23 protein-coding genes are annotated in these 24,487 nt (G+C 74.1%); 10 read left to right on the top strand and 13 right to left on the bottom strand.

Annotation, left to right across the window (positions count from 1 at the left end):
* Positions 1–57: 57 nt before the first annotated feature.
* From I4I81_RS07165 to I4I81_RS07185, 5 genes are all read left to right on the top strand, one after another.
* Positions 58–1,887 carry a methylmalonyl-CoA mutase family protein gene (locus I4I81_RS07165; RefSeq protein WP_218604235.1) on the top strand — a complete coding sequence of 610 codons (1,830 nt, stop codon included), beginning with the start codon at positions 58–60 and terminating at the stop codon, positions 1,885–1,887.
* Complete coding sequence (gene scpA / locus I4I81_RS07170) at positions 1,884–4,025, top strand: methylmalonyl-CoA mutase (protein WP_218604236.1); 2,142 nt, start codon at positions 1,884–1,886, stop codon at positions 4,023–4,025. Before I4I81_RS07165 ends, scpA begins: the two co-directional genes overlap by 4 nt.
* 48 nt (positions 4,026–4,073) lie before the next feature.
* Positions 4,074–5,084 (top strand): methylmalonyl Co-A mutase-associated GTPase MeaB, encoded by a 1,011-nt coding sequence (gene meaB / locus I4I81_RS07175; protein WP_218604237.1) that lies wholly within the window; start codon positions 4,074–4,076, stop codon positions 5,082–5,084.
* 120 nt (positions 5,085–5,204) lie between these two features.
* A complete protein-coding gene (locus I4I81_RS07180) occupies positions 5,205–6,023 on the top strand; it encodes a metal-dependent hydrolase (protein ID WP_218604238.1) in 819 nt (272 codons plus the stop codon).
* Positions 6,020–6,835: an NAD(P)-dependent oxidoreductase gene (locus tag I4I81_RS07185; protein WP_218604239.1), complete on the top strand. Its 816-nt coding sequence runs from the start codon at positions 6,020–6,022 to the stop codon at positions 6,833–6,835. The genes I4I81_RS07180 and I4I81_RS07185 overlap by 4 nt, the downstream gene beginning before the upstream one ends.
* A gap of 85 nt (positions 6,836–6,920) precedes the next feature.
* Here I4I81_RS07185 and I4I81_RS07190 read toward each other — a convergent pair whose 3' ends face one another.
* The 3 genes from I4I81_RS07190 to I4I81_RS07200 form a co-directional block, all read right to left on the bottom strand.
* On the bottom strand, positions 6,921–7,073 hold the full coding sequence (locus tag I4I81_RS07190) for a hypothetical protein (protein ID WP_218604240.1): 153 nt from the start codon (positions 7,071–7,073) through the stop codon (positions 6,921–6,923).
* Positions 7,074–7,140: 67 nt separating this feature from the next.
* Positions 7,141–7,551 carry an SDR family NAD(P)-dependent oxidoreductase gene (locus I4I81_RS07195; protein ID WP_218604241.1) on the bottom strand — a complete coding sequence of 137 codons (411 nt, stop codon included), beginning with the start codon at positions 7,549–7,551 and terminating at the stop codon, positions 7,141–7,143.
* Entirely contained in the window at positions 7,548–9,326 is a 1,779-nt protein-coding gene (locus I4I81_RS07200; protein ID WP_218604242.1) for an ABC transporter ATP-binding protein, read from the bottom strand. Before I4I81_RS07200 ends, I4I81_RS07195 begins: the two co-directional genes overlap by 4 nt.
* Positions 9,327–9,416: 90 nt before the next feature.
* Here I4I81_RS07200 and I4I81_RS07205 point away from each other — a divergent pair, with 90 nt between their 5' ends.
* Positions 9,417–9,824 carry a MarR family winged helix-turn-helix transcriptional regulator gene (locus tag I4I81_RS07205; RefSeq protein WP_226363805.1) on the top strand — a complete coding sequence of 136 codons (408 nt, stop codon included), beginning with the start codon at positions 9,417–9,419 and terminating at the stop codon, positions 9,822–9,824.
* Positions 9,825–9,967: 143 nt separating this feature from the next.
* On the opposite strand, the gene I4I81_RS07210 is transcribed toward I4I81_RS07205, so the two are convergent.
* The 3 genes from I4I81_RS07210 to I4I81_RS07220 are packed head-to-tail and all read right to left on the bottom strand — an operon-like array spanning position 9,968 to position 12,246.
* The gene (locus I4I81_RS07210; RefSeq protein WP_218615905.1) at positions 9,968–10,666 is read right to left on the bottom strand and encodes a ferredoxin reductase; all 699 of its coding nucleotides are present in this window, start codon (positions 10,664–10,666) and stop codon (positions 9,968–9,970) included.
* The gene (locus tag I4I81_RS07215) at positions 10,667–11,269 is read right to left on the bottom strand and encodes a sulfite oxidase-like oxidoreductase (RefSeq protein ID WP_218606442.1); all 603 of its coding nucleotides are present in this window, start codon (positions 11,267–11,269) and stop codon (positions 10,667–10,669) included.
* 50 nt (positions 11,270–11,319) lie between these two features.
* Positions 11,320–12,246 carry a hypothetical protein gene (locus I4I81_RS07220; protein WP_218615906.1) on the bottom strand — a complete coding sequence of 309 codons (927 nt, stop codon included), beginning with the start codon at positions 12,244–12,246 and terminating at the stop codon, positions 11,320–11,322.
* Positions 12,247–12,357: 111 nt separating this feature from the next.
* Here I4I81_RS07220 and I4I81_RS07225 point away from each other — a divergent pair, with 111 nt between their 5' ends.
* On the top strand, positions 12,358–12,702 hold the full coding sequence (locus I4I81_RS07225; RefSeq protein ID WP_218606102.1) for a hypothetical protein: 345 nt from the start codon (positions 12,358–12,360) through the stop codon (positions 12,700–12,702).
* Here the strand turns inward: I4I81_RS07225 and I4I81_RS07230 are convergent.
* Genes I4I81_RS07230 through I4I81_RS07240 form a run of 3 tightly spaced genes read right to left on the bottom strand, consistent with a single transcriptional unit; the run spans position 12,691 to position 14,612 of the window.
* Positions 12,691–13,170: an NUDIX hydrolase gene (locus tag I4I81_RS07230; RefSeq protein WP_218606101.1), complete on the bottom strand. Its 480-nt coding sequence runs from the start codon at positions 13,168–13,170 to the stop codon at positions 12,691–12,693. The two genes, I4I81_RS07225 and I4I81_RS07230, sit on opposite strands and share 12 nt — an antisense overlap.
* Positions 13,171–13,188: 18 nt before the next feature.
* The gene (locus I4I81_RS07235; RefSeq protein ID WP_218606100.1) at positions 13,189–13,962 is read right to left on the bottom strand and encodes an LLM class F420-dependent oxidoreductase; all 774 of its coding nucleotides are present in this window, start codon (positions 13,960–13,962) and stop codon (positions 13,189–13,191) included.
* Complete coding sequence (locus I4I81_RS07240; protein WP_218606099.1) at positions 13,959–14,612, bottom strand: Pr6Pr family membrane protein; 654 nt, start codon at positions 14,610–14,612, stop codon at positions 13,959–13,961. Before I4I81_RS07240 ends, I4I81_RS07235 begins: the two co-directional genes overlap by 4 nt.
* A 148-nt stretch (positions 14,613–14,760) precedes the next feature.
* Here I4I81_RS07240 and I4I81_RS07245 point away from each other — a divergent pair, with 148 nt between their 5' ends.
* Positions 14,761–15,450, top strand: a complete 690-nt coding sequence (locus I4I81_RS07245; protein ID WP_225924511.1) for a DUF742 domain-containing protein — start codon at positions 14,761–14,763, stop codon at positions 15,448–15,450.
* A gap of 50 nt (positions 15,451–15,500) precedes the next feature.
* Positions 15,501–16,703 carry an acyl-CoA dehydrogenase family protein gene (locus tag I4I81_RS07250; RefSeq protein ID WP_226363806.1) on the top strand — a complete coding sequence of 401 codons (1,203 nt, stop codon included), beginning with the start codon at positions 15,501–15,503 and terminating at the stop codon, positions 16,701–16,703.
* Here the strand turns inward: I4I81_RS07250 and I4I81_RS07255 are convergent.
* The 4 genes from I4I81_RS07255 to I4I81_RS07270 all read right to left on the bottom strand — a co-directional run bounded on the left by I4I81_RS07255 (position 16,700) and on the right by I4I81_RS07270 (position 22,774).
* Entirely contained in the window at positions 16,700–18,793 is a 2,094-nt protein-coding gene (locus tag I4I81_RS07255; RefSeq protein WP_226363807.1) for a putative bifunctional diguanylate cyclase/phosphodiesterase, read from the bottom strand. The two genes, I4I81_RS07250 and I4I81_RS07255, sit on opposite strands and share 4 nt — an antisense overlap.
* A 58-nt stretch (positions 18,794–18,851) precedes the next feature.
* The gene (locus tag I4I81_RS07260) at positions 18,852–19,661 is read right to left on the bottom strand and encodes an SAM-dependent methyltransferase (protein ID WP_218604686.1); all 810 of its coding nucleotides are present in this window, start codon (positions 19,659–19,661) and stop codon (positions 18,852–18,854) included.
* 81 nt (positions 19,662–19,742) lie between these two features.
* Positions 19,743–20,123, bottom strand: a complete 381-nt coding sequence (locus I4I81_RS07265; RefSeq protein WP_218604690.1) for a hypothetical protein — start codon at positions 20,121–20,123, stop codon at positions 19,743–19,745.
* Between the two features lie 116 nt (positions 20,124–20,239).
* Entirely contained in the window at positions 20,240–22,774 is a 2,535-nt protein-coding gene (locus I4I81_RS07270) for a DEAD/DEAH box helicase (protein WP_218604693.1), read from the bottom strand.
* Between the two features lie 69 nt (positions 22,775–22,843).
* Here I4I81_RS07270 and I4I81_RS07275 point away from each other — a divergent pair, with 69 nt between their 5' ends.
* Entirely contained in the window at positions 22,844–24,448 is a 1,605-nt protein-coding gene (locus I4I81_RS07275) for an ATP dependent DNA ligase (protein WP_218615907.1), read from the top strand.
* The last annotated feature ends 39 nt before the right edge of the window (positions 24,449–24,487 follow it).

The following is a 24,487-nucleotide window of genomic DNA, read 5'->3' on the forward strand; positions in this document are numbered from 1 at the left end:
GCGGAACCACCCACGGCGGATCCGGCCACGGCCGCGCGTACTCACTAACATCCGGGGATGCCCGAGACAGAGCCGTCCGAGGTCGCCACGCTGTCGCTGGCCGCGGAGTTCCCCGCCGCCACCGAGGCGCAGTGGTCCGCCCTGGTCGACGGGGTGCTGCGCAAGGCCCGCCGGATCGGCGACGACGCCCCCGCGGGCGCCGGCGTCGAGAAGCTGGTGCGCACGAGCCCCGACGGGATCGCGGTCCGCCCGCTCTACACCGCGGCCCCCGACGCCCCGGTCGGCGTGCCCGGGGCGGCCCCGTTCGTCCGCGGCGGCACCGCCGACGGCCCCGTCCCCGACGGCTGGGACGTCCGCCAGCGCCACACCGACGTCGACGCCGACACCGCCCGCGCGGCCGTGCTCGCCGACCTGGAGAACGGCGTCACCTCGGTCTGGCTCACCGGCACCGCGCCCGCCGACCTCCCGCACGTCCTCGGCGACGTGCTGCTCGACCTCGCCCCCGTCGTCCTCGACGGCCCCGACCAACCGGCCCTCGCCGAGGCGTTCCTGGCGCTGGCCGCCGAGCGCGGCACGGGGGAGGCGCTGCGCGGCACGCTGGGCCTCGACCCGATCGGTCTGCGCGCCCGCACCGGAGACGGCCCGCCCGTCGACTCGGTCGTCGCACTCGCCACGCGGGTCAGCGCGGACCATCCGCTGGTCCGCGCCGTCGTCGTCGACGCCCTGCCGGTGCACTCCGCGGGCGGCTCCGACGCCCAGGAGCTCGGGTTCGCCCTGTCCGCGGGGCTGGAGTACCTGCGGGTGCTGGAGGGCCTCGGCATCGCGACGGCGTCGCGGCTGCTGGAGTTCCGCCTCGCCGCCACCGCCGAGCAGTTCCCGACGATCGCGAAGCTGCGGGCGGCGCGGCGGTTGTGGTCCCGGGTCACGGAGGCGTGCGGGTCACCCGAGCCGATGGCGCAGCACGCCGTCGCCTCGCCCACGATGTACACCCGCCGCGACCCCTACGTGAACCTGCTGCGCGGCACCCTCGCCGGGTTCTCCGCGGGCGTCGGGGGAGCCGACGCCGTCACCGTCGCCCCGTTCGACGCGGCACTCGGCGCCTCCGAGCCGTTCTCCCGCCGCATCGCCCGCAACACCCAGGCGCTGCTGGTCGAGGAGTCGCACGTCGCCCGGGTGATCGACCCGGCGGGCGGATCGTTCTACGTCGAGTCCCTCACCGACGAGCTCGCGCAGGCCGCCTGGGCGTTCTTCCAGGAGATCGAGGCCGCGGGCGGGGCCGTCGCGGTGCTCGACTCGGGATGGCTCGCCGAGCGGACCGGGGAGGTGCGGGCCCGCCGCGAGCGCGACGCCGCCACACGGAAGCGCCCGCTCACCGGCGTCAGCGAGTTCCCCGACCTCGACGAGAAGCCCGTCGAACGCGGCCCGCTGCCCGAGGCGCCGACCGGGGGCCTCCCGGTCTACCGCCCCGCCGGCGTGTACGAGGAGTTCCGCGACCGCTCCGACGCCCGGCTGGCCGAGTCCGGGGCCCGCCCCCGCGCGTTCCTCGCCACGCTCGGCCCGCTCGCGGCCTACACCGCCCGCGCCGGGTTCGCTCGCAACCTGCTGCAGGCCGGCGGGATCGAGCCCGTCGAGGCGGGCCCGACCGAGACGGCGTCCGACGTCACCACGGCGTTCGCCGATGCCGACACGACCGTCGCCGTCCTGTGCTCCACCGACGACCTCTACGCCGAGCGCGCGGCCGAGACCGTCGCCGCGCTGCGCGACGCGGGGGCCACGCACGTCCTGCTCGCCGGGAGGTCCGACCTCGACGGGCTGGACGGCACCCTGTACGCGGGCTGCGACGCCGTCACCGTGATCGACGCGATCTACCAGGAGGCCGGCCGATGATCCCCGACTTCACCCAGGTCCCGCTCCGCTCCGACGCGGCCCCGGCCGACGCCTGGGCGGGGTCCGGGAGCCCGTGGGAGGCCCCCGAGGGCATCGCGGTGAACCCGCTCTACACCGCGGCCGACCTCGACGACGTCGACTTCCTGCACACCTACCCGGGCATCGCGCCGTACCTGCGCGGGCCGTACCCGGCGATGTACGCGACGCAGCCGTGGACGATCCGCCAGTACGCGGGCTTCTCCACGGCCACCGAGTCCAACGCGTTCTACCGCCGCAACCTCGCCGCGGGGCAGAAGGGCCTGTCGATCGCGTTCGACCTGGCCACCCACCGCGGCTACGACTCCGACCACCCCCGCGTCGGCGGCGACGTCGGCATGGCGGGCGTCGCGATCGACTCGATCTACGACATGCGCCAGCTCTTCGACGGCATCCCGCTCGACCGGATGTCGGTGTCGATGACGATGAACGGCGCCGTGCTGCCCGTCCTCGCGCTCTACATCGTGGCCGCGGAGGAGCAGGGGGTGGAGCACAAGGCGCTGACCGGGACCATCCAGAACGACATCCTCAAGGAGTTCATGGTCCGCAACACCTACATCTACCCGCCCGCCCCGTCGATGCAGATCATCTCCGACATCTTCTCCTTCACCTCGCGGGAGATGCCGAAGTTCAACTCGATCTCGATCTCCGGATACCACATCCAGGAGGCCGGGGCGACGAACGACCTCGAGCTGGCCTACACCCTCGCCGACGGCGTGGAGTACCTGCGGGCCGGGATCGACGCGGGGCTCGACATCGACACGTTCGCCCCGCGCCTGAGCTTCTTCTGGGCGATCGGCATGAACTTCTTCATGGAGGTCGCGAAGCTGCGCGCGGCCCGGCTGCTGTGGAGCAGGCTCGTCAGCCAGTTCGACCCGAAGAACGCGAAGTCGCTGTCGCTGCGCACGCACTCGCAGACCAGTGGCTGGTCGTTGACCGCGCAGGACGTCTACAACAACGTCATCCGCACCTGCGTCGAGGCGATGGCCGCCACCCAGGGCCACACGCAGAGCCTGCACACCAACGCCCTCGACGAGGCGCTCGCGCTGCCCACCGACTTCTCCGCCCGGATCGCGCGCAACACCCAGCTGCTGCTGCAGCAGGAGTCGGGCACCACCGACGTCATCGACCCGTGGGGCGGCAGCTACTACGTCGAGAAGCTCACCTACGACCTGGCCCGCCGGGCGTGGGGGCACATCGAGGAGGTCGAGAAGGCGGGCGGCATGGCGCAGGCCATCGACGCGGGCATCCCGAAGCTGCGCGTCGAGGAGGCCGCGGCCCGCACCCAGGCCCGCATCGACTCCGGCCGCCAGCCCGTCATCGGCATCAACAAGTACGTCGTGGCGCAGGACGAGCAGCTCGACGTCCGCAAGGTCGACAACGCCGGCGTGCGCGCCGAGCAGCTCGACAAGCTGCGCCGGCTGCGCGAGGAGCGCGACTCCCGCGAGGTCGACTCCGCCCTCGACGCCCTGACGAACGCCGCCGGCCAGGCCACCCGCGGCGACGACCAGAACCTGCTGCTGCTCGCCGTGCAGGCCGCCCGGGCGAAGGCGACCGTCGGGGAGATCTCCGACGCGCTGGAGAAGGTGTACTCGCGCCACGCGGGCCAGATCCGGATCATCTCCGGGGTGTACTCCGAGGAGACGGGGAAGAACCCGACGTTCGACCACGCCCGCGAGCTCGTCGACGCGTTCGCCGCCGACGAGGGCCGCCAGCCGCGCATCCTCGTCGCGAAGATGGGCCAGGACGGCCACGACCGCGGCCAGAAGGTCATCGCCACCGCGTTCGCCGACCTCGGCTTCGACGTCGACGTGGGCCCGCTGTTCCAGACGCCCGGCGAGGTCGCGCGGCAGGCCGTCGAGGCCGACGTGCACGTCGTCGGCGTCAACTCCCTCGCCGCAGGGCACCTCACGCTGGTGCCCGAGCTGCGCGAGGAGCTGGCCAAGCTCGACCGCGCCGACATCATGGTCGTCGTCGGCGGCGTGATCCCGCCCGCCGACGTCCCCACGCTGCTGGAGATGGGCGCGGCCGCGGTCTTCGGGCCGGGCACCGTGATCGCCGAGGCGGCGGTGGACCTGCTGACGAAGCTGGGGGAGCACTGAACCGCCCGTGCGCGGAGACGGGGGCTCCGGCCCTCCTCTCCGCGCACGATGTCCGGAGGCCCCGTGGCTGAGCGGCCGCCGGTCGACGTCGCCGCTCTCGCCGCCGGTGTCCGCGACGGGTCGCGGTCGCTGCTCGCCCGGGCGATCACGCTGGTCGAGTCGAACCGCCCGGACCACCGCGCCGCCGCCCAGGAGCTCCTGCTCGACCTGCTCCCGGACAGCGGGGGAGCGGTGCGCGTCGGGATCAGCGGCGTGCCCGGCGTCGGCAAGTCGACGTTCATCGAGGCGCTCGGCACCCGCCTGACCGGCGACGGGCACCGGGTCGCGGTCCTCGCGGTCGATCCGTCGTCGACACGGACCCGCGGCTCGATCCTCGGCGACAAGACCCGCATGGCGAAGCTCGCGGTGGACGACAACGCGTTCGTCCGGCCGTCGCCCAGCGCCGGTACGCTCGGCGGCGTCGCCCGTGCGACGCGGGAGACGATCGTGCTGATGGAGGCCGCGGGCTACGACGCGGTGCTCGTCGAGACCGTCGGGGTGGGGCAGTCCGAGGTCACCGTCGCGGGGATGGTCGACACGTTCCTGCTGCTCACGATCGCCCGCACCGGCGACCAGCTCCAGGGCATCAAGAAGGGCATCCTCGAGCTCGCCGACGTCGTCGCGGTGAACAAGGCCGACGGCTCCCACGAGCGCGACGCGAAGGTCGCCGCCCGCGAGCTCGCCGGAGCGCTGCGGATGATGACGCCGACCCACGAGTCGTGGCGCCCGCCCGTCCTGGCCTGCAGCGGGCAGACCGGCGCCGGGATGGACGAGGTCTGGGCGGCGGTGCAGGAGCACCGCTGCACCCTGGAGGCCGACGGGTCCCTCGGCCGCCGCCGGGCCGACCAGCAGGTCGAGTGGATGTGGGCGATGGTCCGCGACCAGCTCATGGACCGCCTGCAGAGCAGCGCCAAGGAGACGCTGGGCGAGGTGGAGGCCGGGGTCCGCAGCGGCGACCTCACCCCGACCCTGGCGGCGACGAGGCTCCTCGCGACGCTCGGCCTGCCCGACCCGCGCTAGCCGTCGCACCGGTCGTGGTCCCTCGCACAGGGTGCAGCCCGTGCGAGGAGCCGGACGGTGTGCGACGAGCGGGCGGCGCGCCTCACCCGCGCAGCCCTGGTGGTTGCGTAGCGTCACCACGTGCTCGGGGTCAGTCATGCCACGTCCGGTGCCGTGCTCGGGTTGGCGGTGGCCGGGTACGCCCCGCTCGCCTTCGGCGTCGAGCCCTCCGCCGGGTCCATCCTCACGTTCGCCGCGGTCTGCGCCGGGGCCGCGCTGCTGCCCGATCTGGACCATCCGAGCTCGACGGCGACGAAGCACTTCACCGCGGCGTCGTTCCTCGCCTCGCAGGTGGTGCGGCCGCTGTCCGGGCTGGTCTACCGGCTCACCCGCGCCCGGCGCGACACCGGGAAGGGCACGCACCGCGGCCTCACCCACACCGTCGTCGGGGCGGTGCTGCTCGGGCTCGGGATCAACCTCGCGTCCGCGGCCTGGGGCACACCGGTGCTGCTCGGCACGCTGTTCGTCTGCCTCGCGCTCGCGATCAAGGGACTCGACGCGATCGTGCCCGGCCCGCCGTCGTTGGTGATCGCGGCGGGCCTGACGTCCGCGGTCGAGGTCTGGGTGCCCGGCGGCACCGCGGGGACCGCGGGCTGGCTCGGCACCGCGGTGACGATGGGGATGGTCGTGCACTCCGTCGGCGACGCGATCACCGAGTCCGGGGCGCCGCTGCTGTGGCCGCTCCCTGTCCGGCAGCGCCGCTGGTACCCGATCGGCAGCCCGCGCGCGATGCGCTTCCGCACCGGCGGGAAGGTCGAGGCGTGGCTCGTCGCTCCGGGCCTGACGGTCGCGACGTTCGTGCTGGTCGCACTCGTCGTCCCGGGGGTGGCGCCGGTCCTGCTCGACCTGCGCGACCGGGTGGAGCAGCTGATCTCCGCAGCGGCGATGATGACCCCATGAGCGTTCTCCCGCCCCGCCCGGTGATCGGGATCCTGCACCCCGGCGTGATGGGTGCCGCGCTGGGTTCGGCGCTCAAACCCGTTGCGGGCGCGGTGATCTGGGCCGCGGCCGCGCGCAGCGTGCCGACGTCCAAGCGCGCGGAGACCGCCGACCTGATCGCCGTGCCCGACCTCGCGGAGCTGGCCCGACGCAGCCACGTGATCATCTCGATCTGCCCGCCGGACGCGGCGCTCGACGTCGCGTCGCAGGTCACCGACGCGCTGTCCGACCGTGCCGAGCGGCCCCTCTACGTCGACGCCAACGCGGTCTCCCCGGCCACGGTCGAGGCGATCGCGGGCCTGCTCGGCGCGGAGCACGTCGTCGACGGGTCGGTCATCGGGCCGCCCGCGTGGGAGCGCGGCACGACGGTCCTGTGGCTGTCCGGGGCCCGGGCGGGCGAGGTGGCGGCGCTGTTCGCCCGCTCCCCGTTCGACGCCCGCGTCCTCGGTGCCGACCTCGGCGCGGCGAGCGCGTTGAAGGCGTGCTTCGGCCTGCAGAGCAAGGCGATCCCCGCCCTGTGGCTGGCGCTCGCGCAGGCCGCCCGCGCCCACGGCGTCGAGGACGCGCTGCGCGCCGAGCTGGCCCGCGACGGGATCGACTACGGCGCGCGGATCGACGAGGTCACCGCCCGGTCGTCGGCGAAGGCATGGCGCTGGGCGGGGGAGATGGAGGAGGCGGCGGACGCGTTCGCCGCGGCCGGGGTGCCGGACGGGTTCAGCCGCGCCGCCGCGCAGGTGTACCGGAACCTCCCGGGGCCGGACCCGTCGGTCTGACCCGGTGAATCAGAGGGTCAGCACCATCCGGCCACGGACCCTCCACGTCCGGAGGACGCCGTGAGCGACCCGGGAGGAGTGCCGGCTACTCGGAGCGGTCCGCGAACTCGTCGGCCGTGCCGACCGGGGCGGTCCATCCGCGGTTGCCCGGTGAGTCCGCGGCGAACGCGACCGTCGCACCGCCGATGGCGAGGACCATCGCGAGCGCGCCGGCCAGGACGTATCGGGTGAGCTGCATGGCCCCAGCTTCCCCACGGACCGGCCCGCCGTCAGGTTCCGCACGGCGATCGGCCCCGAAGGTGTGGTCAAGGCGTCACTCGACCGGGGCCGGCGTCACGGAGTGGAACGGCGGAACCCGCCCTCCGCGTCGAGGACCTGCCCGGTGATCGATCCCGCGTCCGGCGACAGCAGCAGCGTGCGTGGTCGACGACGAGGGTGTCGAGCTCCCCGAACCGCTCGACGGCCGCGGCGACGAGGGCCGCGGGGGCCGCCGGGTCGGCCAGGTCGACCTCCGCGTGGGCGGACCGCGACCCCTCCCTACCGAGCTCGGCGACCACCTCGTCGATCGGGTCGGCGCCCCACGGCTCGGTGGCGTCGTTGGGGCTCAAGGACTGGGCGACGACGCGGTGGCCGTCGGCGAGCAGGCGCCGGGCCAGGGCGACCCCGATGCCGCGGCGGCTGCTGACGCCCGTGACCAGAGCCGTGCGACCGATCATGCCGCCAGTGTGGCGTAGCGGCCCTCGCGCGCGACCAGCTCGTCGTGCGTCCCGGACTCCGCGATCCGGCCGTGGTCGACGACCGCGATCCGGTCGGCGTCGCGGACGGTGGACAGGCGGTGCGCGATGGTGATCGTCGTGCGGCCGCGGGACAGCGCGTCGAACGCGGCCTGGACGGCCTTCTCGGTGGTCGTGTCCAGCGCCGAGGTGGCCTCGTCGAGGACCAGCACGCGGGGGTCGCGCAGCAGGGTCCTGGCGATGGCCAGGCGCTGCTTCTCCCCACCGGAGAACCGGTGACCGCGGGACCCGACCATGGTGTCGTAGCCGTCGGGCAGGGCCGCGATCAGCTCGTGCACCTGCGCGGCACGGGCCGCGGCCTCGATCTCGGCGTCGGTGGCGTCGGGCTTGGCGTAGCGCAGGTTCTCCCGCACCGTGGTGTGCAGCAGGTAGGTCTCCTGGCTCACGACGCCCACGACCGAGGCGAGGTCGGTGAGGCGCATGTCGCGCAGGTCGACGCCGTCGATCGTGACGCGTCCGGCGTCGGGGTCGTAGAGGCGGGCGACGAGCGAGGCGAGCGTGGACTTGCCCGATCCCGTCGCGCCGACCAGGGCCAGCGTGCTGCCGGCGGGGACGTCGAGGGTGATGCCCGCGACGGCCGCGGTGTCGGCACCCGGGTAGGCGAAGGTGACGTCGTCGATGCGGACGTGCCCGCGCATCCGGGCCGGGTCGATCTCCACGGGGTCGACGGGGTCGTCGACCTCGACGGGGAGGTCGAGGTATTCGAAGATCCGCGCGAACAGGGCGAGCGAGCTGACCAGCGAGACGCCGACGCTCATCAGGCCCAGCAGCGGCCGGAACAGCCCCGCCTGCAGCGTGGTGAACGCGACGAGCGTGCCGATCGACAGCGTGTTCGTGAACCCGGCGCCGAGGTAGATCACGGCCGGCACGGCGGCGAACACGACACCGGTGGAGGCCATCCGCCAGCGTCCGGCGAGCTGGCTGCGCAGCTCCAGGTCGACCAGGCGCGCCGACGAGCCGGTGAACCGCTCGACGAGCGCGGGGCCCGCGCCCATCGTCCGGGAGAGCTGGATGCCGCTGATCGACAGGCCCTCCTCGACGGTGACGTTGAGGTCGGCGAGCTCGCGCTGCTGGCGCGCGGTGATCGCGCGGCGCATCTGCGCGACCCGGCGGGTCAGGTAGACCGCGGGCGGCAGCACGACCAGCGAGATCAGCGAGAGCTGCCAGGACAGCACGGCCATCGCGACGGCGGTGGCGACCGCGGTGGTCAGGTTGGAGGCGACGGAGGTGGCCGTCGAGGTGACGACGGTCTGCATGCCGCCGATGTCGTTGGTGATGCGCGACTGCACCTCGCCGGTGCGGGTGCGGGTGAAGAACGCGATCGACTGGCGCTGCAGGTGGGTGAACACGTCGGTGCGCAGCCGGTGCATGACCTGCTGGCCGACGGAGGTGGCGATCCAGGTCTGCACGACGCCCAGGGCGGCGGTGATCGCGGCGACCGCGACCATCGCGCCGGCCAGCCAGGCGAGCAGCGGGACGTCGCGCTCCGGGAGGGCGGTGTCGATCACCGCGCGGAGCAGGAAGGGCGAGGCCAGCGCGACGACGGACGACGCGACGATGATCGCCGTGACGACCGCGAGCGCGCGGCGGTGGGGGGTGAACAGACGGCCGATGCGACGCAGCGAGACCTCGCGGGCCTGCGCCTTGTCGGCGGCGGTGACGGTGTCGCGACCAGCGCGACGGGACAGCTTCTGCATGTCGGCTTCCAAGTACGGATCCTTCCGAGGATTTTGTTGAGGTAACCTCACTATGAGGGTGCAACACGGGCGCTGTCTAGTCTGTTCCCCGTGGACGACTCCCTCTCCGACGGCTTCCGCGCGGTCGCGCGACGGATGCGCGAGGCCGCGCGCGAGGCGCTGGCGCCGTGGGACGTCACGCCCGCGCAGGCCCGGGCGCTGGGCACGCTGCTGCGTGCGGGACCGCTCCGGCTGGGGGACCTGGCCGACGCGCTGCGGATCGCGCCCCGGTCCGCGACCGAGGTCGTCGACGCGCTGGAGGGCGGCGGGCTCGTCGAGCGCGGGCCGGACCCGGCCGACCGCCGGGCGACCCTCGTCGCCCCCACCGAGCGGGGGCGGGAGGTGGGCGATGCCATCCGCGCGGCGCGGGCGGCCGAGGCGGAGAGCGTGTTCCGTCCGCTGTCGGAGGCCGACCGCGCCCACCTGGCCCGGATCCTGCGGACGCTCACCGGGCCCTGACCCGGGCCCCACGACCCCCGCCCACCCGCCCGACGGCGCGCCACAGCCCGCCCCCGGTTGTAGTGGGGTGGCTTCACTCCAACCCGGCTGGAGTGAAGCCACCCCACTGCAACGCACGGGGCGGCGCGGGTGGCGGGGTGTGGTCAGGCGGAGGGGCCGAAGCGCTCCGTGCGGATCGACGCCACCGGCACCCCGACGGCGGCGAGCAGGTCGGTGACGGTGTCGCAGAACGCGGGGGAGCCGCACACGAACACGTCCTCCCCGCCCCGGACGAGCGGGGCGAGGTCGGCCGCGGTGAGCCGCCCGCGCCCGGACCGGGTGAGGACCACCGTCGTCTCGGGGCCGGGCAGTTCGGCGGCGTAGTACAGGTCGGCCTCTGTGCGGGCCGACACCACCAGCCGCACCAGGTCCGGCCGGCCGATCGACCGGGCGTGCCGCAGCATCGCCATCAGCGGCACGACGCCGGACCCGCCGCCGACCAGCAGGGCCGGGGTGTCGCCGGGCCACGCGAAGAAGCCGCCACCGATCGGGCCGCGGACCTCGAGCTCGTCACCGATCTCGACGACGTCGTGCAGGAACTCCGAGACCTCCCCGTCGGGCAGCCGCTCCACCGTCAGCTCGATCTCGGGGTCGCCCGACGGCGCGGAGGCGATCGAGTACGCCCGGGACGCGGTGTAGCCGTCGGGTGCGGTGAGCCGCACGACGTAGTGCTGCCCCGCGAGGTGCGGGCGCGGGTCGGGCAGTGCGAGCCGGAACGTGCGGGCGCTCGGCGTCTCGTCGCGCACCGACAGGACGCGCGCGATCTGCCAGCGCAGCGTCTTGCGGTGGGTGGGGGCGGACATTCAGTCGCCCTGGTAGCGCTGCTCGGACCAGGGGTCGCCGCGGTCGTGATAGCCGTTGCGCTCCCAGAAACCGGGCTCGTCGTGGTCGAGCAGGCGCAGGCCCGACACCCACTTCGCGCTCTTCCAGAAGTACAGGTGCGGCACCAGCAACCGGGCCGGGCCGCCGTGCTCGCGGGTGAGTGGCTTGCCGTCGGCGTCCCACACCACCCATGCCTTCCCTCCGGTGAGGTCGGCGAGCGGCAGGTTCGTGGTGTACCCGGAGTGGGTGAGGATCTCCGCGTGCGTCGCGGCGGGCAGCGGTCCCGCGGCGTCGAGCAGCGTGTCGACCGAGACGCCGTCGAACGTCATCCCGAACTTCGACCACGTCGTGACGCAGTGGATGTCTCCGGCGTACCGGGACCGGGGCAGGGCGTGGATCTCGTCCCAGCTCCAGCTCACCGGGCGCTCGACGAGTCCCTCGATCCCGAACGTCCACCGGGCGGTGTCGAGCGAGGGTGTCGACTCGATGTGCAGCACCGGCCACTCGTCGCGCGCGTCGTACTGGCCCGGGGGCAGGCGCGGGTCGCGGGCGCGCCGTCCGGTGAAGCCTCGGGTGATCGCCATGCCGCCCTCAACCCCGGGCGGGGGGCCGGCATTCCGCCCGGGCCGGCGACTCAGCGGCGCCGGGCGCCGAGCCAGCCGAGCAGGGCGGCGAGCGCGTCCTCGGCCAGTGCACCCGGCAGGTCCGAGCCGAACCGGCGCGACGCCGCGGCGCGCGCCCGCACGCCGAGTACCGACGCCCCGAGCGCGGCCCCGAGGCCGATCACCCCGGCGAGCGTCGCGTCGTCGCCCTCGCGGTGGGCCACCGCGGCGGCGGACCCCGCCCCGAGCACGGCGCGGGGGACCAGACCCGGCCCGTCCGTGCGGCTGGGGGTCGACGGGAGCTTGTCGGCCACGGCCTCGCCCGCGGCGAGCAGCCCGGCGACCACCCCGGCCCCCCGGCCGCCGACGCGTGCGGCCACGCCACGGTCCCCGCGCGAGGAGGTGAGGGCGACGGCCGCCGCACCCGCGGTGCTCCGCGACCCGCTCGCGGCACCCAGGGCCGCGGCCCGCAGCAGCGCACCCACCCGCGGTGCGGGTCCGGCGTCCGGCAGCGCTGCGACGAGGGTCGCGTGCGTCGTCACGCCGTAGACGAGGTGCGGGACGGCGTCGGTCACCCAGTCCTGCGCCGTCCAGCGGCGGGGGTCGGAGATCCCCAGCGCCGCGATCGGGCCGTCGCTCGCCAGCATCGCGGCGATCCCCAGCAGCGGCCCACCGACGACCGTCGGCAGCCGGACCCCGGCGGCCCGCAGCGCTCCGGCGGCCGCACCCACCCCGACCCCGGTGGCCGTGCCGGCGAGCGGGGCGAGCGCGGCGAGCCGCCCGTCGGGGACGTCGACGCCCGCGCGGTCGGCCAGTGCCGCGACGACCTGCTCGGGTGCATCGGAGGCGGGACGGTCGCGCACGGCGACGTCGAGCGTGGTGACGGCGTTCAGTGCGGCTGTGCCGGCGGCGCCGGCCGCGGCCCCGCGCAGCAGGCCGCTCCAGGGGGAGGTGCTCATGGTCCAGCGGTACCCGGCGGGCGCGGCGCCGAACCGGGCGCCGGGATGTTCGGGTGACCACCCTGGCGCGGGGGGCAGGTCCTGTCGGGTACCGGTACGGGGCCTCACCTGGTGTTCGCGTGTGCGCCGTCGTCGGGCTGGTGTGCCGCCGTCCACCGCCTGCGCGACGCCGGTCGCCGGGGTGGCGGCCCCCGGACCGTCCCCGACGGCACGGGCAGCCCCGAGCCCGACGGCGTCCTCCCCATCGGCGCCGGGGAACTCGCCCTCGCCGACGCCGACCGCCGCGTCTGCTACGGCGTGGCGGGCGAGGCGGGCGGGGCGCTGCAGCAACCGCTGTGGCGGGCGCTCCCCGCGGTGGCGCAGGACCGGTCGGTCGTCGTCGACGACGACGTCCGGTACCTCGATGCCGGCCCCGTCGCCGCCGGCGCCGTGCTCACGACCGCGCTAGGTGGATGACCCGGCACTGATCAGCGCGTCGAGCCGGTCGACGAACTCGACCTGCGCGGCCACCAGCTTGTGCCGCGCGGCGTCGAGCTCGAACCACGCGACGCGGTCGATCTCGGGGAACGCCTGCATCGTGCCCGACTTCGGCGGCCACTCCAGGTCGAACGTGCCCGGGTGCAGGAACTCGGGGTCGAAGTCGCCCTCGCGCGCGAACACGGTGATCTGCTTGCGCCCGCCACGCTGGGCGACGGTGCCGAGCTCGTGCGAGTCGCCCGCGGGCGGGCGGTGCCCGAGCTCCTCGGCGAACTCGCGCTCCGCGGCGGCGAACGCGTCCTCGTCGGGTTCGTGCTCGCCCTTGGGGATCGACCACGCGCCGTCGTCCTTACGGGCCCAGTAGGGCCCGCCCATGTGCCCGAGGAGTACCTCGACCCCGGCCGCCCCCCGTCGGAACAGCAACAACCCCGCGCTCAGTACAGCCACGCCCCACAGCTTCCCAGATCAGGAACGTTCGTCGCGCCAGGCGATCCACTGCTTCAGCAGGCCCAGGTCGTAGTCCGGGCCTCCGACACCGACGGTGAACAGCGTGGCCCCGGCCGCGACCAGGGCGTCGGCGACCTCGCCGGGCGGCTTCTGGACGCCGATCGAGCGCTCGATCGCAGCGGGTTCGCGGCCCACGTCGGCGCAGTGGGCGTCGAGGATGCCGTTCTTGCGGGTGAGCACGTCGACGTCGCCGAAGCTGTGCCAGATCTGGGCGTGTTCGGCGGTGTAGCGCAGCGTCTTCTTCTCCCCGCCGCCGCCGATCAGGATCGGGATCTCGCGGGTGGGGGCCGGGTTGAGCCTGCTCCACCTGTCCTTGATCCGGGGCAGGGCCTGCGCGAGGTCGGCGAGCCGCGAGCCCGCCGTGCCGAACTCGTAGCCGTACTCGTCGTAGTCGCGCTCGAACCAGCCCGCGCCGATGCCGAGGATCAGCCGGCCGCCGGAGATGTGGTCGACGGTGCGCGCCATGTCGGCGAGCAGTTCGGGGTTGCGGTAGCTGTTGCAGGTGACCAGCGCGCCGATCTCGACGCGGCTGGTGGCCTCGGCCCAGGCGCCGAGCATGGTCCAGCACTCGAAGTGCTCGCCGTCGGGCTCGCCGTAGAGCGGGAAGAAGTGGTCCCAGTTGAAGACGACGTCGACGCCCGCCTCCTCAGCCGCGGCGACGGCGCCGCGGATCTGCGCGTAGTCGGCGTGCTGGGGCTGGAGCTGGACACCGATCCGGATGGGGTGGGTCATGATCCGATCCTGGCACTGCGCGCGTCAGCGCGCCGGGCCAGCACCCGGTCGACCCCGAGCAGCGCCGCGGCGAGCACGAGGAACAGCGCGGTGATCCCGAGCGAGTTGAGCAGCACCGTCGGGTAGCCGAGCCGGGAGACGTCGACGAACGGGTACGGGTACCAGTCGATCACCGCACCGCGGACGAGCGTGAACCCGAGCCACAGCAGCGGGTAGAGCAGCGACAGGAGCACCGCGCGGCGGTCGATCAGCCCCCGCGGGCCGAACAGCAGCCAGCCCAGCACCACCACGATCGGCGACACCGTGTGGAACAGCAGGTCGGCGAACGCCTCGGCGCCCCGCAGGTCGGCGAGGTCGGCGAGCAGCGTGTGGAACACGATCCCGGTGACCGTGATGCCGAGCACCGCGTCGAGGCGGAGCACCGACAGCAGCGTGGAGCGCCGGCGCGGGGCGAGCGCCAGCGCCACCCCCGTGAGGGCCACGAGGAGGTTGGTCAGGATCGTGAAGAAGGTGAACAGGTTGGCGACGCGCGCGGCCGGGGTGTCGAACGCGCCGCCCGTCGCCGCCGCGGTGATCGGGACCTGGATCACCAGCGCCACGACGACCACGAGTGCGCTCGTCGCGTGCCACGCACGGGCGGGCGTGCTCATGGACGGTCACGCTACGCCGGGTCACGCCCCGCGGCCCGGCGGAGGCCGCCGCCACCGGATCGGGTGGAACGGCGCGGCGTAGCGTGTCGTCATGACCGTGGAACGGGGACGCAACACGTTCGTCACGCGCTCCGGTCAAGGTCCCGGAATGCCTGAGCGTCCCGACGACACCGGCCCCGAGATCGGGCTCACCGGTGCCCGGTTCGGCGGGGCGTCGCGCAAGCGCCGGGAGAAGCGGCCCGAGCCCCCGCGCGCCGCGCCGCGACCCGACCTCCCCGTCGACGACGCCCCGGTCGGACTCACCGGCGCGCGCTTCGGCGGGTCCTCGCGGCGGCGCCGGGAGCAGGTCACCGCGGAGGCCGACCCGCCCGTCGTCGTGGCCGCACCGCCCGTTCCGAGCCCGACCCCTCCCGTCGCACCGCTCCCCGCCGCACCGCTCCCCGCCGCACCGCTCCCCGCCGCACCGTTCCCCGTCGCACCGGCCCCCGAGGACGACGTCGCCGGGGAGCCGTCGCCGTACACGATCGTCCGGCCCTATGTCCTCACCGGCGGCCGCACCCGCGCGGGCGTGAGCTTCGCGGTGGAGGCGTTGATCACGGCCACCGGCCCCGGCCGGGTCGGCGAACCGCTGGACCACACCCGGATCCGGCAGCTCTGCCGGGAGCCGCGGTCCGTGGCCGAGGTCGCCGCACTGCTCGGCGTCCCGCTCGGGGTCGCGCAGGTCCTGCTGGGTGACATGCTGGGCGCGGGGGCCGTGCAGGTCCACCGCACCGCCGACGCGGGCGGGCCCGACCTGGCCCTGATGGAGCGCGTGCTCGCGGGGCTGCGCCGGCTCTGACCGCCGGCCCCGCGGTCGCGTTCCGTTGCACAATGTGGCACAACTGCCGGGTGACCAACGAGGATCCGCTGCTGCCCCCCGTGCCCGTCGTCGCCCCTCCGTACCACACGCCCGAGCGCGAGGAGCTGCAGGCGCGGGCCCGCACCTTCGCCGCCGAGCGGGTGCTGCCCGTGGCCAACGAGCTCGACCCGGTCAAGGGTGAGATCCCGCGGTCGCTGCTCGACGCGATGGCGGGCGAGGGGTGGTTCGGCATCACCGTCGACCGCGAGTTCGGCGGGATGGGCCTCGGTGCGTTCGAGTACTGCATGGTCGCCGAGGAGCTGGCCAGGGCGTGGATGAGCGTCGGCAGCATCATCGCCCGCGCGCAGGGCGCGGGCACCGACGTCGCCGACCCGGCCCGGCGCGCGGAGCTGCTGCGCCGCAGCGCGAAGGGGGAGTGGATCGGTGCGATCGCGCTGTCGGAGCCCGACGCCGGTTCCGACCTCGCGGGCGTCGCGACCCGCGCCGTGCGCGACGGCGACGACTTCGTCGTCACCGGCCACAAGCGCTGGACCGGCAACGCCAAGGCGGCCGACTTCATCCAGGTCCTCGTGCGCACCGCCGACCCGGGCCCGGACGAGAAGCGCTCCGCCGGCCTCGCGTCGCTGCTCGTGGAGAAGGAGCGCGGTTCCTTCCCCGACGGCATCACCGGGAAGCCGATCGACAAGATCGGCTACCACGGGTTCGTCACCTGGGATCTCGAGTTCGACGGCTTCCGCGTGCCGGTCGCGAACCAGGTGGGGGAGAAGGGTTTCGCCGACGCCCAGAAGTGGCTCAACATCGCGCGCGTGCACACCGCGGCGCGGGCGGTCGGGCTCGCCCGCGCCGCCGTCGAGGACTGCATCGGCTACCTGCAGGACCGCGAGCAGTTCGAGCACCCGATCGGCGACTTCCAGGCGGTGCGGTTCACCCTCGCCGACATGGCCGCGCGGGTGGAACAGGCCCGGGCGTTCTACCAGCACGTCGCCCACCTGATCGACCTCGGCCACCCCTGCCAGCGGGAGGCCGCGATGGTGAAGCTGATGGCCACGGAGATGGCCGCCGAGGTCACCGGCGACGGCATCCAGCTGCACGGCGGCAACGGCTACACCACCGAGCACCAGGTGGAGCGGCACTGGCGCGACGCCCGGCTCACCACGATCTTCGAGGGCACCAGCGAGATCCAGCGCAAGATCATCGCCGACCGCCTGCTCCCGCGCAGCCCGCTCGGCTAGCCCACCCGGCCGGCCGACCCCGCCCGCAGCATCTCGGAGATGCGGGCGGGATCGGTGGCGGGGGAGAAGTGCCAACCCTGCCCCAGGTCGCAGCCCAGCGTGCGCAGCTGCTCCACCTGCCGCGCGGTCTCGACGTGCTCCGCGGTGACCGACAGGCCGAGGGTGTGCGCGAGCCGCACCACGTGCGCGAGCACCGCGACGGCGACGTCGTCGGGTTCCGCGCCGCCGGTGCCGGAGACGAACGGGCCGGCCAGCTTCAGCACGTGGACCGGCAGGTCGCGCAGGTACGCGAGGTTGGAGTAGCCGGTGCCGAAGTCGTCGATCGCGATGCGGACGCCGAGCGCGGCCAGCTCCCGCAGGACGTGCAGCGGCTCGCCCGTGGTGGCCATGACGTCGGTCTCGGTGAGCTCCAGCTGCAGCGACCGCGCCGGCCACCCGGTCGCGGAGAGGATCTTCTCGACGACGGCGACGAAGCCCGGCTCGCGCACCTGCCGGGCCGAGACGTTGACGCTGACGAACATCGGCCCCACGCCGTCTGCCCTGTGCTCGTCCTGCCACCGCACCGCCTGGCGGCACGCCTGCTCCAGCACCCAACGCCCGAGCGGGACGATCAGGCCCGACTCCTCGGCGAGCGGCACGAACGCGTCCGGCCCGACCAGCCCGCCGGGGCGGCGCCACCGGACCAGCGCCTCGACGCCGGTCATCCGGCTGTCCTCCAGCCGGACCAGCGGCTGGTACTCGACGACGAACTCGCCCCGCTCCAGCGCGTCGGGCAGCCGGGCGGCCACGGCGAACCGCTCGATGTCGGCGAGGTGGCGCTCCCGGTCGAAGAACGCGCGGCGGTTGCGCCCGTCGTTCTTCGCCCAGTACAGCGTGGTGTCGGCGGCCGTCATCAGCTCGGCGGCGGACGCCCCGCCGTCGCCGCGCTCGACGAGCCCGACGCTGGCGGTGACGGTCAGGTCACGGCCCCCGGCCCGGACCGGGCGGCGCACGGTCTCCAGCGCGCGCTCGGCGACCCCGGTCAGCACGTCGCGGTCCGCGCCGTCGTGGACGAGCACGACGAACTCGTCGCCGCCCATCCGCGCGACGAGGTGCCCGTCGGGGCCGAGCTCGGCGTCGAGCCGCCGCGCGAGGACCCGCAGCAGCTCGTCGCCGACGGAGTGCCCGAGCGTGTCGTTGACCGCCTTGAACCCGTCGAGGTCGAGGAAGCAGACGCCGACGGCGGCGGCGGGGTCGGCGAGCGCCGCGTCGAGCCGCTCGAAGAACACGGCCCGGTTGGGCAGGCCGGTCAGCGGGTCGTGCTCGGCCTGGTGGCGCAGCCGGTCCTCCAGCGCCCGGCGGTCGCTGACGTCCTCGACCATCGCGACGACGTAGCGGGGTTCGCCGCCGGGGTCACGGATCAGGGAGATCACGAGCTGGCTGCTGATCCGGCCCCCGTCGGCGCGGAAGTAGGACTTGTCGAACCGCAGGTACTCGATCTGCCCTGCGACCATCTGCTGCATCTGCTCCCACACGGCGGGGTCGTCGTCGGGATGGACGAAGTCGTAGAACGAGCGGCCCGCGAACTCCTCGGCGGTGAACCCGAACATGCGGCACAGGGCCTTGTTGACGTCGATGATGACGCCGTCGATCCCGCCCACCCCGATGCCGACCGGCGATTCGGCGAACACCGCGGCGAACCGGGCCTCGCTGTTCCACCGCTCCCGCTCGACGGACGCGCGCGCGTCGAACGCGGAGACGGTGATGCGCTCCAGCTCGTGGCGGGTGCGCTCCTGCAGCGCCCCGGCGAAGCCGACGGCGAGCGCGGACAGCACCGCGATGAGCCGGCCCGGCTCGGCGTGCGGCTGCAGGTGGGTCCCGAGGTGCTCGAGCGTCCGGTCGAGCGAGGCGATCTCGGTGAAGTGGGCGCCGACGAGCTCCCGCCCGGCCGCCATCACGTCCGCCCGGTCGAGCTCCGGGGTCCGCAGCGCGCGGAGCAGCCGCTCGGAGAGGCCGCGCAGCAGCACGTCGAGCTCGGACCGGCTCAGGGCGACGTGGCTGGTGCCGCGCACCGCCTGCCCCCACGACCGGGCCAGCGCCTCGGCATCCACATGGCCCCCCGACCGATCCGGCACACCTACCGGGGTGATGCTCTCACTTGCTGCGACGTCAGGTCCGGGCCACCCCGGCGTAACCGGGGTAGGCGTCCACGTCGGCCGGCACGTCGTCCGGGGCGTCCGGGCGCCACTGCGGGATCCGCACCAGCCCCGGCTCCAGCAGCTCCCGGCCGCCGAACAGGGCGGCGACCTCGTCGCGCGAGCGCATCCGCATCGGGTTCGGCGTCCGCTGCCGGTTGTAGACCCCCTGGGCGACGGCCGCCCCGGCCGTGCCGTCTGTGGTGGCGTGGCTGATCACCAGGTGACTCCCCGGCGCGACCGCGTCGAGGTACCGGGCGATGAACTCGGCCGGTCGCTGGTCGTCGGCGACGAAGTGCAGCACCGACACCAGCAGCACCGCGACCGGCCGGGACAGGTCGAGCCGCTCCTGGACGGCCGGGTCGGCCAGCACGGCCTCGGGCTTGCGGAGGTCGCCGGCGACCACCCCGACGCGGTCGTCGGAGCCGAGCAGGCGGGTGCTGTGGGTGACCGCGACCGGATCGTGGTCGACGTAGACCACCCGGACGTCCTGGTCGATCGCCCGGGCGACCTCGTGGACGTTGCCGACGGTCGGGATGCCGGAACCGAGGTCGAGGAACTGGTCGATCCCCGCCGCGCACAGATCGCGCACCGCGCGGCGCAGGAAGGCGCGGTTCTCCTGCGCCACCCGCGGCATGTCGGGCAACACCGCCAGCACGTCGTGCGCGAACGTGCGGTCGGCGTCGAAGTTGTGCGAGCCCCCCAGGTAGAAGTCGTACACCCGGGCCACGCTCGGCACGGTGATGTCGACCTCGTCCGGCGCCCAGCTCGGCCGTTCCCCCATGTGACCATCCCCCCGGATCGTGCCGGGGTCACACCCGGCGAACACGACACGACGATACCGGCTGTCACCGACCACCGTGCGTCATTGACCGTCGGGGGTCTGCTTCTTCCGGCCCCCGCGCTGCATGTCGCCGGTGGTGGTGCGCCGCCCCGGGTCGATCAGCCGCTTCCACTTGCCCTGCGCGGCCTGCCGGCTCGACAGCTGCGCCTGCACCGCGTCGGCGGTCTGCTGCCAGGTGAGACCGTCGGAGCGGAGCTTGCGGATCAGGTCGCGTTCGTAGTAGTCGGCGAGCCGGCGCATCTCCTGCACCAGGGCGTACCAGGCCGCGGCCCCGTCGTGGGTGAGCACGCCCGCCCTCGCCCGCTCCTTGAGCCCGTCGAGCTGCTGGGTGATCGACTCCCGCTGCTTCGCGATCGACGGGTCGGCCCGCTCCAGCCAGCGCTGCGCTTCTTCGTACTTCATTCGTCAATCATACATTGACGGCTTCGGATCGGCAATCGATCGTTGACGGTCGGATCCGTTGCGGTGTCCACCACGCCGACGACCGGGACCTCGCCGGCGCAGTAGGGGTCTGGGCCTCAGGCCCCGCCGAGGGGCTCCACGCCGGTGACCCAGAGGACCGGGGCACCCTCCTCGTCGGACGCCGCGAGGTCGACCTCGGCGGTGATCGCCCAGTCGCGGTCGCCGTCGGGGTCGTCGAGGACCTGGCGCACCAGCCAGCGCTCGGGCTCCGCGGTGATCGTGATCAGCTGCGGGCCACGGGCGTCGGGGCCGGTGCCGATCGCGGTCATCGTGTCGCCGTAGCGCTCCCAGTAGGGGAGCAGCGCCTCGCGCCACGCCGCGGCGTCCCAGCCGGAGGCGCCGTCGAGCTCGGCGAGCAGGTCCCAGCGCCGGAACGACGCCAGCTCGACGCGGCGGAACATCGCGTTGCGCACCAGCACCCGGAACGCCCGGATGTTGCGGGTGACGCCCGCGGGCCCGGAGTCCAGGGACGGGGGCACGATCTCGTCGCCGGTGCCGGAGCCGGCCGCGAGCGCCTCCCACTCGTCGAGCAGCGACGAGTCGACCTGGCGCACGAGCTCCCCGAGCCACTCGATGACGTCGGTGAGCTCCTCGGTGCGGGCCTGGTCGGGCACGGTCTGGCGCAGCGCGCGGTAGGTGTCGGCGAGGTAGCGCAGGACCAGTCCCTCCGACCGCGCGAGCTGGTAGTGCGAGACGTACTCGACGAACGTCATCGACCGCTCGAACATGTCGCGCGCCACCGACTTCGGCGACAGCTTCGCGTCCTCCACCCACGGCGCCCCGCGGCGGTAGGTCTCCAGCGCGGCGTTGAGCATCTCGTCGAGCGGCTTGGGCCAGGTGACCTCCTCGAGCAGCGCCATCCGCTCCTCGTACTCGATGCCCTCGGCCTTCATCGCCGCGACGGCCTCGCCCTTGGCCTTGTTCTGCTGGGCGTAGAGGACCTGGCGGGGGTCGTCGAGGGTGGCCTCGATGACCGACAGCACGTCCATCGCGTAGGACGGCGACTCCCGGTCGAGCAGCTCCAGCGAGGCGAGCGCGAACGGCGAGAGCGGCTGGTTGAGGGCGAAGTCGAGCTGCAGGTCGCCGACGACGCGCACGCGCCGGCCCTCCGCGTCCGGTTCGGGCAGCTCCTCCACCACCCCGGACGCCCGCAGCGCCCTGTAGATCGCGATGGCCCGCAGGATGTGGCGGCGCTGGCGGGGCCGGGGTTCGTGGTTGTCCTCGAGCAGGTGCCGCATGGCCGCGAACGCGTCGCCGGGGCGGGTGATCACGTTGAGCAGCATCGCGTGCGAGACCTGGAAGTGGCTGGTCAGCGGCTCCGGCTGGGCGGTCTGCAGCTTCTCGAAGCTGACTCCCGACCACCCGACGAACCCCTCAGGCGGCTGCGTCCGCACCACGCGCTTGAGCTTCTTCGCGTCGTCGCCGGCCTTGGCGACCCGGCGGGCGTTCTCGACCTCGTGGTCGGGGGCCTGCGCGACGACCGAACCGACGGTGTCGTACCCGGCCCGGCCCGCGCGCCCGGCGATCTGGTGGAACTCGCGCGCCTTGAGCGGGCGGGTGCGCGTGCCGTCGTACTTGGCCAGCGCGGTGAACAGCACCGTGCGGATCGGGACGTTGATGCCGACGCCGAGGGTGTCGGTGCCGCAGATGACGCGCAGCAGCCCGGCCTGCGCGAGCGTCTCCACCAGCCGCCGGTAACGGGGGAGCATCCCTGCGTGGTGCACGCCGATCCCGTGGCGCACCAGCCGGCTCAGCGTCTTGCCGAAGCCGGAGGTGAACCGGAAGTTCCCGATCAGGGCGGCGATGGCCGCCTTGTCCTCCTTCGACGTGACGTTGACGCTCATCAGCGACTGCGCCCGCTCCACCGCCGACTGCTGCGTGAAGTGCACGACGTAGACCGGGGCCTGGTTCGTCGTCGTCAGGTCGGTGATCGTCTCGTGGACCGGGGTGAAGACGTACTGGTAGAGCAGCGGAACCGGCCGCTCGACCGAGGTGATCACCGCGGTGGACCGGCCGGTGCGCCGCGTCAGGTCCTCCTCGAAGAAGGTGACGTCGCCGAGCGTGGCGCTCATCAGCAGGAACTGGGCCTGCGGCAGCTCGATCAGCGGGACCTGCCAGGCCCAGCCGCGGTCGGGGTCGGCGTAGAAGTGGAACTCGTCCATGACGACCGAGCCGACGTCGGCGTCGCGGCCCGAGCGCAGCGCGATGTTGGCCAGGATCTCCGCCGTGCAGCAGATGATCGGGGCCTTCTCGTTGACCGCGGCGTCGCCGGTGAGCATGCCGACCTTGTCGGGGCCGAACACGTCGATCAGGGCGAAGAACTTCTCGCTGACCAGCGCCTTGATCGGCGCGGTGTAGAACGTGCGCTGCCCGCGGGCCAGCGCGGCGGCGTGCGCCCCGACGGCCACCAGCGACTTCCCGGACCCGGTCGGCGTCGACAGGATCACGTTGCTGCCGGTCACCAGCTCCAGCAGCGCCTCCTCCTGCGCCGGGTACAGCGACAGGCCCCGCTCCTCGTAGGCCCAGTCGGTGAACGCCTCGACGAGGTCGTCGGGACTGTTGCCGGGAGGGAGGCGGTCGGTGAGCGTCATGATGTCCCTGATCGTCCTCTGTGTGCCGCTGCGGTGCCGGAGGTGGGGGTGGGCCGATACGGTGACGCCGTGACGGGGGCCGCATCCGACGACGGTGTGCCGCTCCTCGTCCCGCCCATGATGCCCGCGGTGACCTCCGGTGATCCGCCGACCGGCCCGGACTGGCGCGTCGAGGTGGCGTGGACCGGCCACCGCTGCGTCGCCTACGTCCACCCGCCGGGCCCCGGGCGCGACGGCCGGGTGCGACTGCTGTCCGGCGCCGACAACTCGATGACCCACGCCTACCCGGAGTTCTCCGCGCCGCTGCTGGCCCGCTGCCCGCCGGGCGGCATGGTGCTCGACGGCACGATCGTCGCGCGCGGGGAGGAGCACGCCGCCCGGCCGCGACTGCTCAAGCGACGGCACTCCCGCTACAAGCCCAGCGACCACGACATCGCGGCGGTGCCGGTCGACCTGCAGGTCGCCGACCTGCTGTTCTTCGACGGCCGCGACACCACCGGGCTGCCGCTGCGCGAGCGGCGCACGCTGTTGGAGGGGCTCGGGCTCGACGGCGCCCCGGTGTGGACGACGGCGCTGTTCCCGGCCACCGAGCTGGGGTCGATCATGCGGATCGCCGCGGCCGAGGGCATCGACGCCTTCCACGCGCGGCACCTGGGCGCCCGCTACCGCCCGGGCGGCCGGTCGAAGTTCTGGCTGCGGGTTCCCGTGCAGCGCACCCGCCAGGTCGTCATCGGGGGGTGGACGCCCACCGACCCGCACCGTGCGGACGCGATCGGGACGCTGCTGCTCGGCGTGCCCGACGGCGACCGGCTGCGCTACGTCGGCCGTGTCGGCATCGGGGTCGACGAGCGGCGCAGGCTCGACGCCGACCTGCGCGGCGGCGCCCGCGAGGACTCCCCGTTCACCGCCGACCTGCCCGCCGACGCCGCCCGGCACGCGGTGTGGGTCCTCCCGGACCTGGTGGGGCTCGTCGAGTTCACCGGCTGGGTCGGCGGCACGCGGATGCGGCTGCCGCTGTGGCGCGGGCTGGCCGACCTGGACGACCTCGACGACTCGCAGTGGGCGGTGCCGCCCACACCCGCTGCGTCCACGCCTTCCGCTGCGCCCGCGCCCGCTGCCGGCCCCGTCGGCCCGGCCCCCGCCCCCGTCGCTGCGGCCGACCCCGCGCCGCCGGTCCCCGCCCCGCCGCCGGTCCCCGCCCCGCCGCCGCCCGTCGACCCCGACGCCCGCCGCCTCGAGCAGCACTTCGTCTACAACTCCCTCAACACGATCGCCGCACTGATCCGCACCGACCCGTTCCGGGCCCGCGAGCTGCTGTTCGGCTTCGCCGACCTGACCCGCGCCGCCGACGGTCCGCCGGACAGCACCGTGTCCCGCGAGCTGGAGACGGTGCGCCACTACCTGGAGATCGAGCAGGCCCGCTTCGGGGCGCGGCTGCAGGTCGAGATCGATCTCGCCGACGACGTGGGGTCGGTCCCGGTGGCGACGATGCAGGTGCTGTCGGTGGTCCGCGAGGCGGTGCAGAAGGGGATCGAGCCGCGGCGCGAGGGCGGGCTGCTGACCGTCGCGGCCCGGCGCGTGGACGACGGCTGCGAGGTGGCCATCACCGCGGCGGGGGAGACGGCCCGGCTGCTGTTCCCCGCGCAGCCCCCCGGCGCTGTCAACGCTGGGTGAACTCCGGGCGGCCACCGCTCGGTGATGATCGACCCTGTG

This window comes from Pseudonocardia abyssalis, from assembly GCF_019263705.2.
Taxonomy (GTDB): domain Bacteria; phylum Actinomycetota; class Actinomycetes; order Mycobacteriales; family Pseudonocardiaceae; genus Pseudonocardia; species Pseudonocardia abyssalis.

Coding starts and splice junctions, on each gene's coding strand:
- I4I81_RS07185 (WP_218604239.1), top strand. CDS start 6,020: ATGAGCGTTCTCCCGCCCCGCCCGGTGATCGGGATCCTGCACCCCGGC.
- I4I81_RS07165 (WP_218604235.1), top strand. CDS start 58: ATGCCCGAGACAGAGCCGTCCGAGGTCGCCACGCTGTCGCTGGCCGCG.
- meaB (WP_218604237.1), top strand. CDS start 4,074: ATGTCCGGAGGCCCCGTGGCTGAGCGGCCGCCGGTCGACGTCGCCGCT.
- I4I81_RS07195 (WP_218604241.1), bottom strand. CDS start 7,551: ATGATCGGTCGCACGGCTCTGGTCACGGGCGTCAGCAGCCGCCGCGGC.
- I4I81_RS07215 (WP_218606442.1), bottom strand. CDS start 11,269: ATGGCGATCACCCGAGGCTTCACCGGACGGCGCGCCCGCGACCCGCGC.
- I4I81_RS07190 (WP_218604240.1), bottom strand. CDS start 7,073: ATGCAGCTCACCCGATACGTCCTGGCCGGCGCGCTCGCGATGGTCCTC.
- I4I81_RS07265 (WP_218604690.1), bottom strand. CDS start 20,123: ATGAAGTACGAAGAAGCGCAGCGCTGGCTGGAGCGGGCCGACCCGTCG.
- I4I81_RS07260 (WP_218604686.1), bottom strand. CDS start 19,661: ATGGGGGAACGGCCGAGCTGGGCGCCGGACGAGGTCGACATCACCGTG.
- I4I81_RS07200 (WP_218604242.1), bottom strand. CDS start 9,326: ATGCAGAAGCTGTCCCGTCGCGCTGGTCGCGACACCGTCACCGCCGCC.
- I4I81_RS07240 (WP_218606099.1), bottom strand. CDS start 14,612: ATGAGCACGCCCGCCCGTGCGTGGCACGCGACGAGCGCACTCGTGGTC.
- I4I81_RS07210 (WP_218615905.1), bottom strand. CDS start 10,666: ATGTCCGCCCCCACCCACCGCAAGACGCTGCGCTGGCAGATCGCGCGC.
- I4I81_RS07270 (WP_218604693.1), bottom strand. CDS start 22,774: ATGACGCTCACCGACCGCCTCCCTCCCGGCAACAGTCCCGACGACCTC.
- I4I81_RS07220 (WP_218615906.1), bottom strand. CDS start 12,246: ATGAGCACCTCCCCCTGGAGCGGCCTGCTGCGCGGGGCCGCGGCCGGC.
- I4I81_RS07245 (WP_225924511.1), top strand. CDS start 14,761: ATGCCTGAGCGTCCCGACGACACCGGCCCCGAGATCGGGCTCACCGGT.
- scpA (WP_218604236.1), top strand. CDS start 1,884: ATGATCCCCGACTTCACCCAGGTCCCGCTCCGCTCCGACGCGGCCCCG.
- I4I81_RS07235 (WP_218606100.1), bottom strand. CDS start 13,962: ATGACCCACCCCATCCGGATCGGTGTCCAGCTCCAGCCCCAGCACGCC.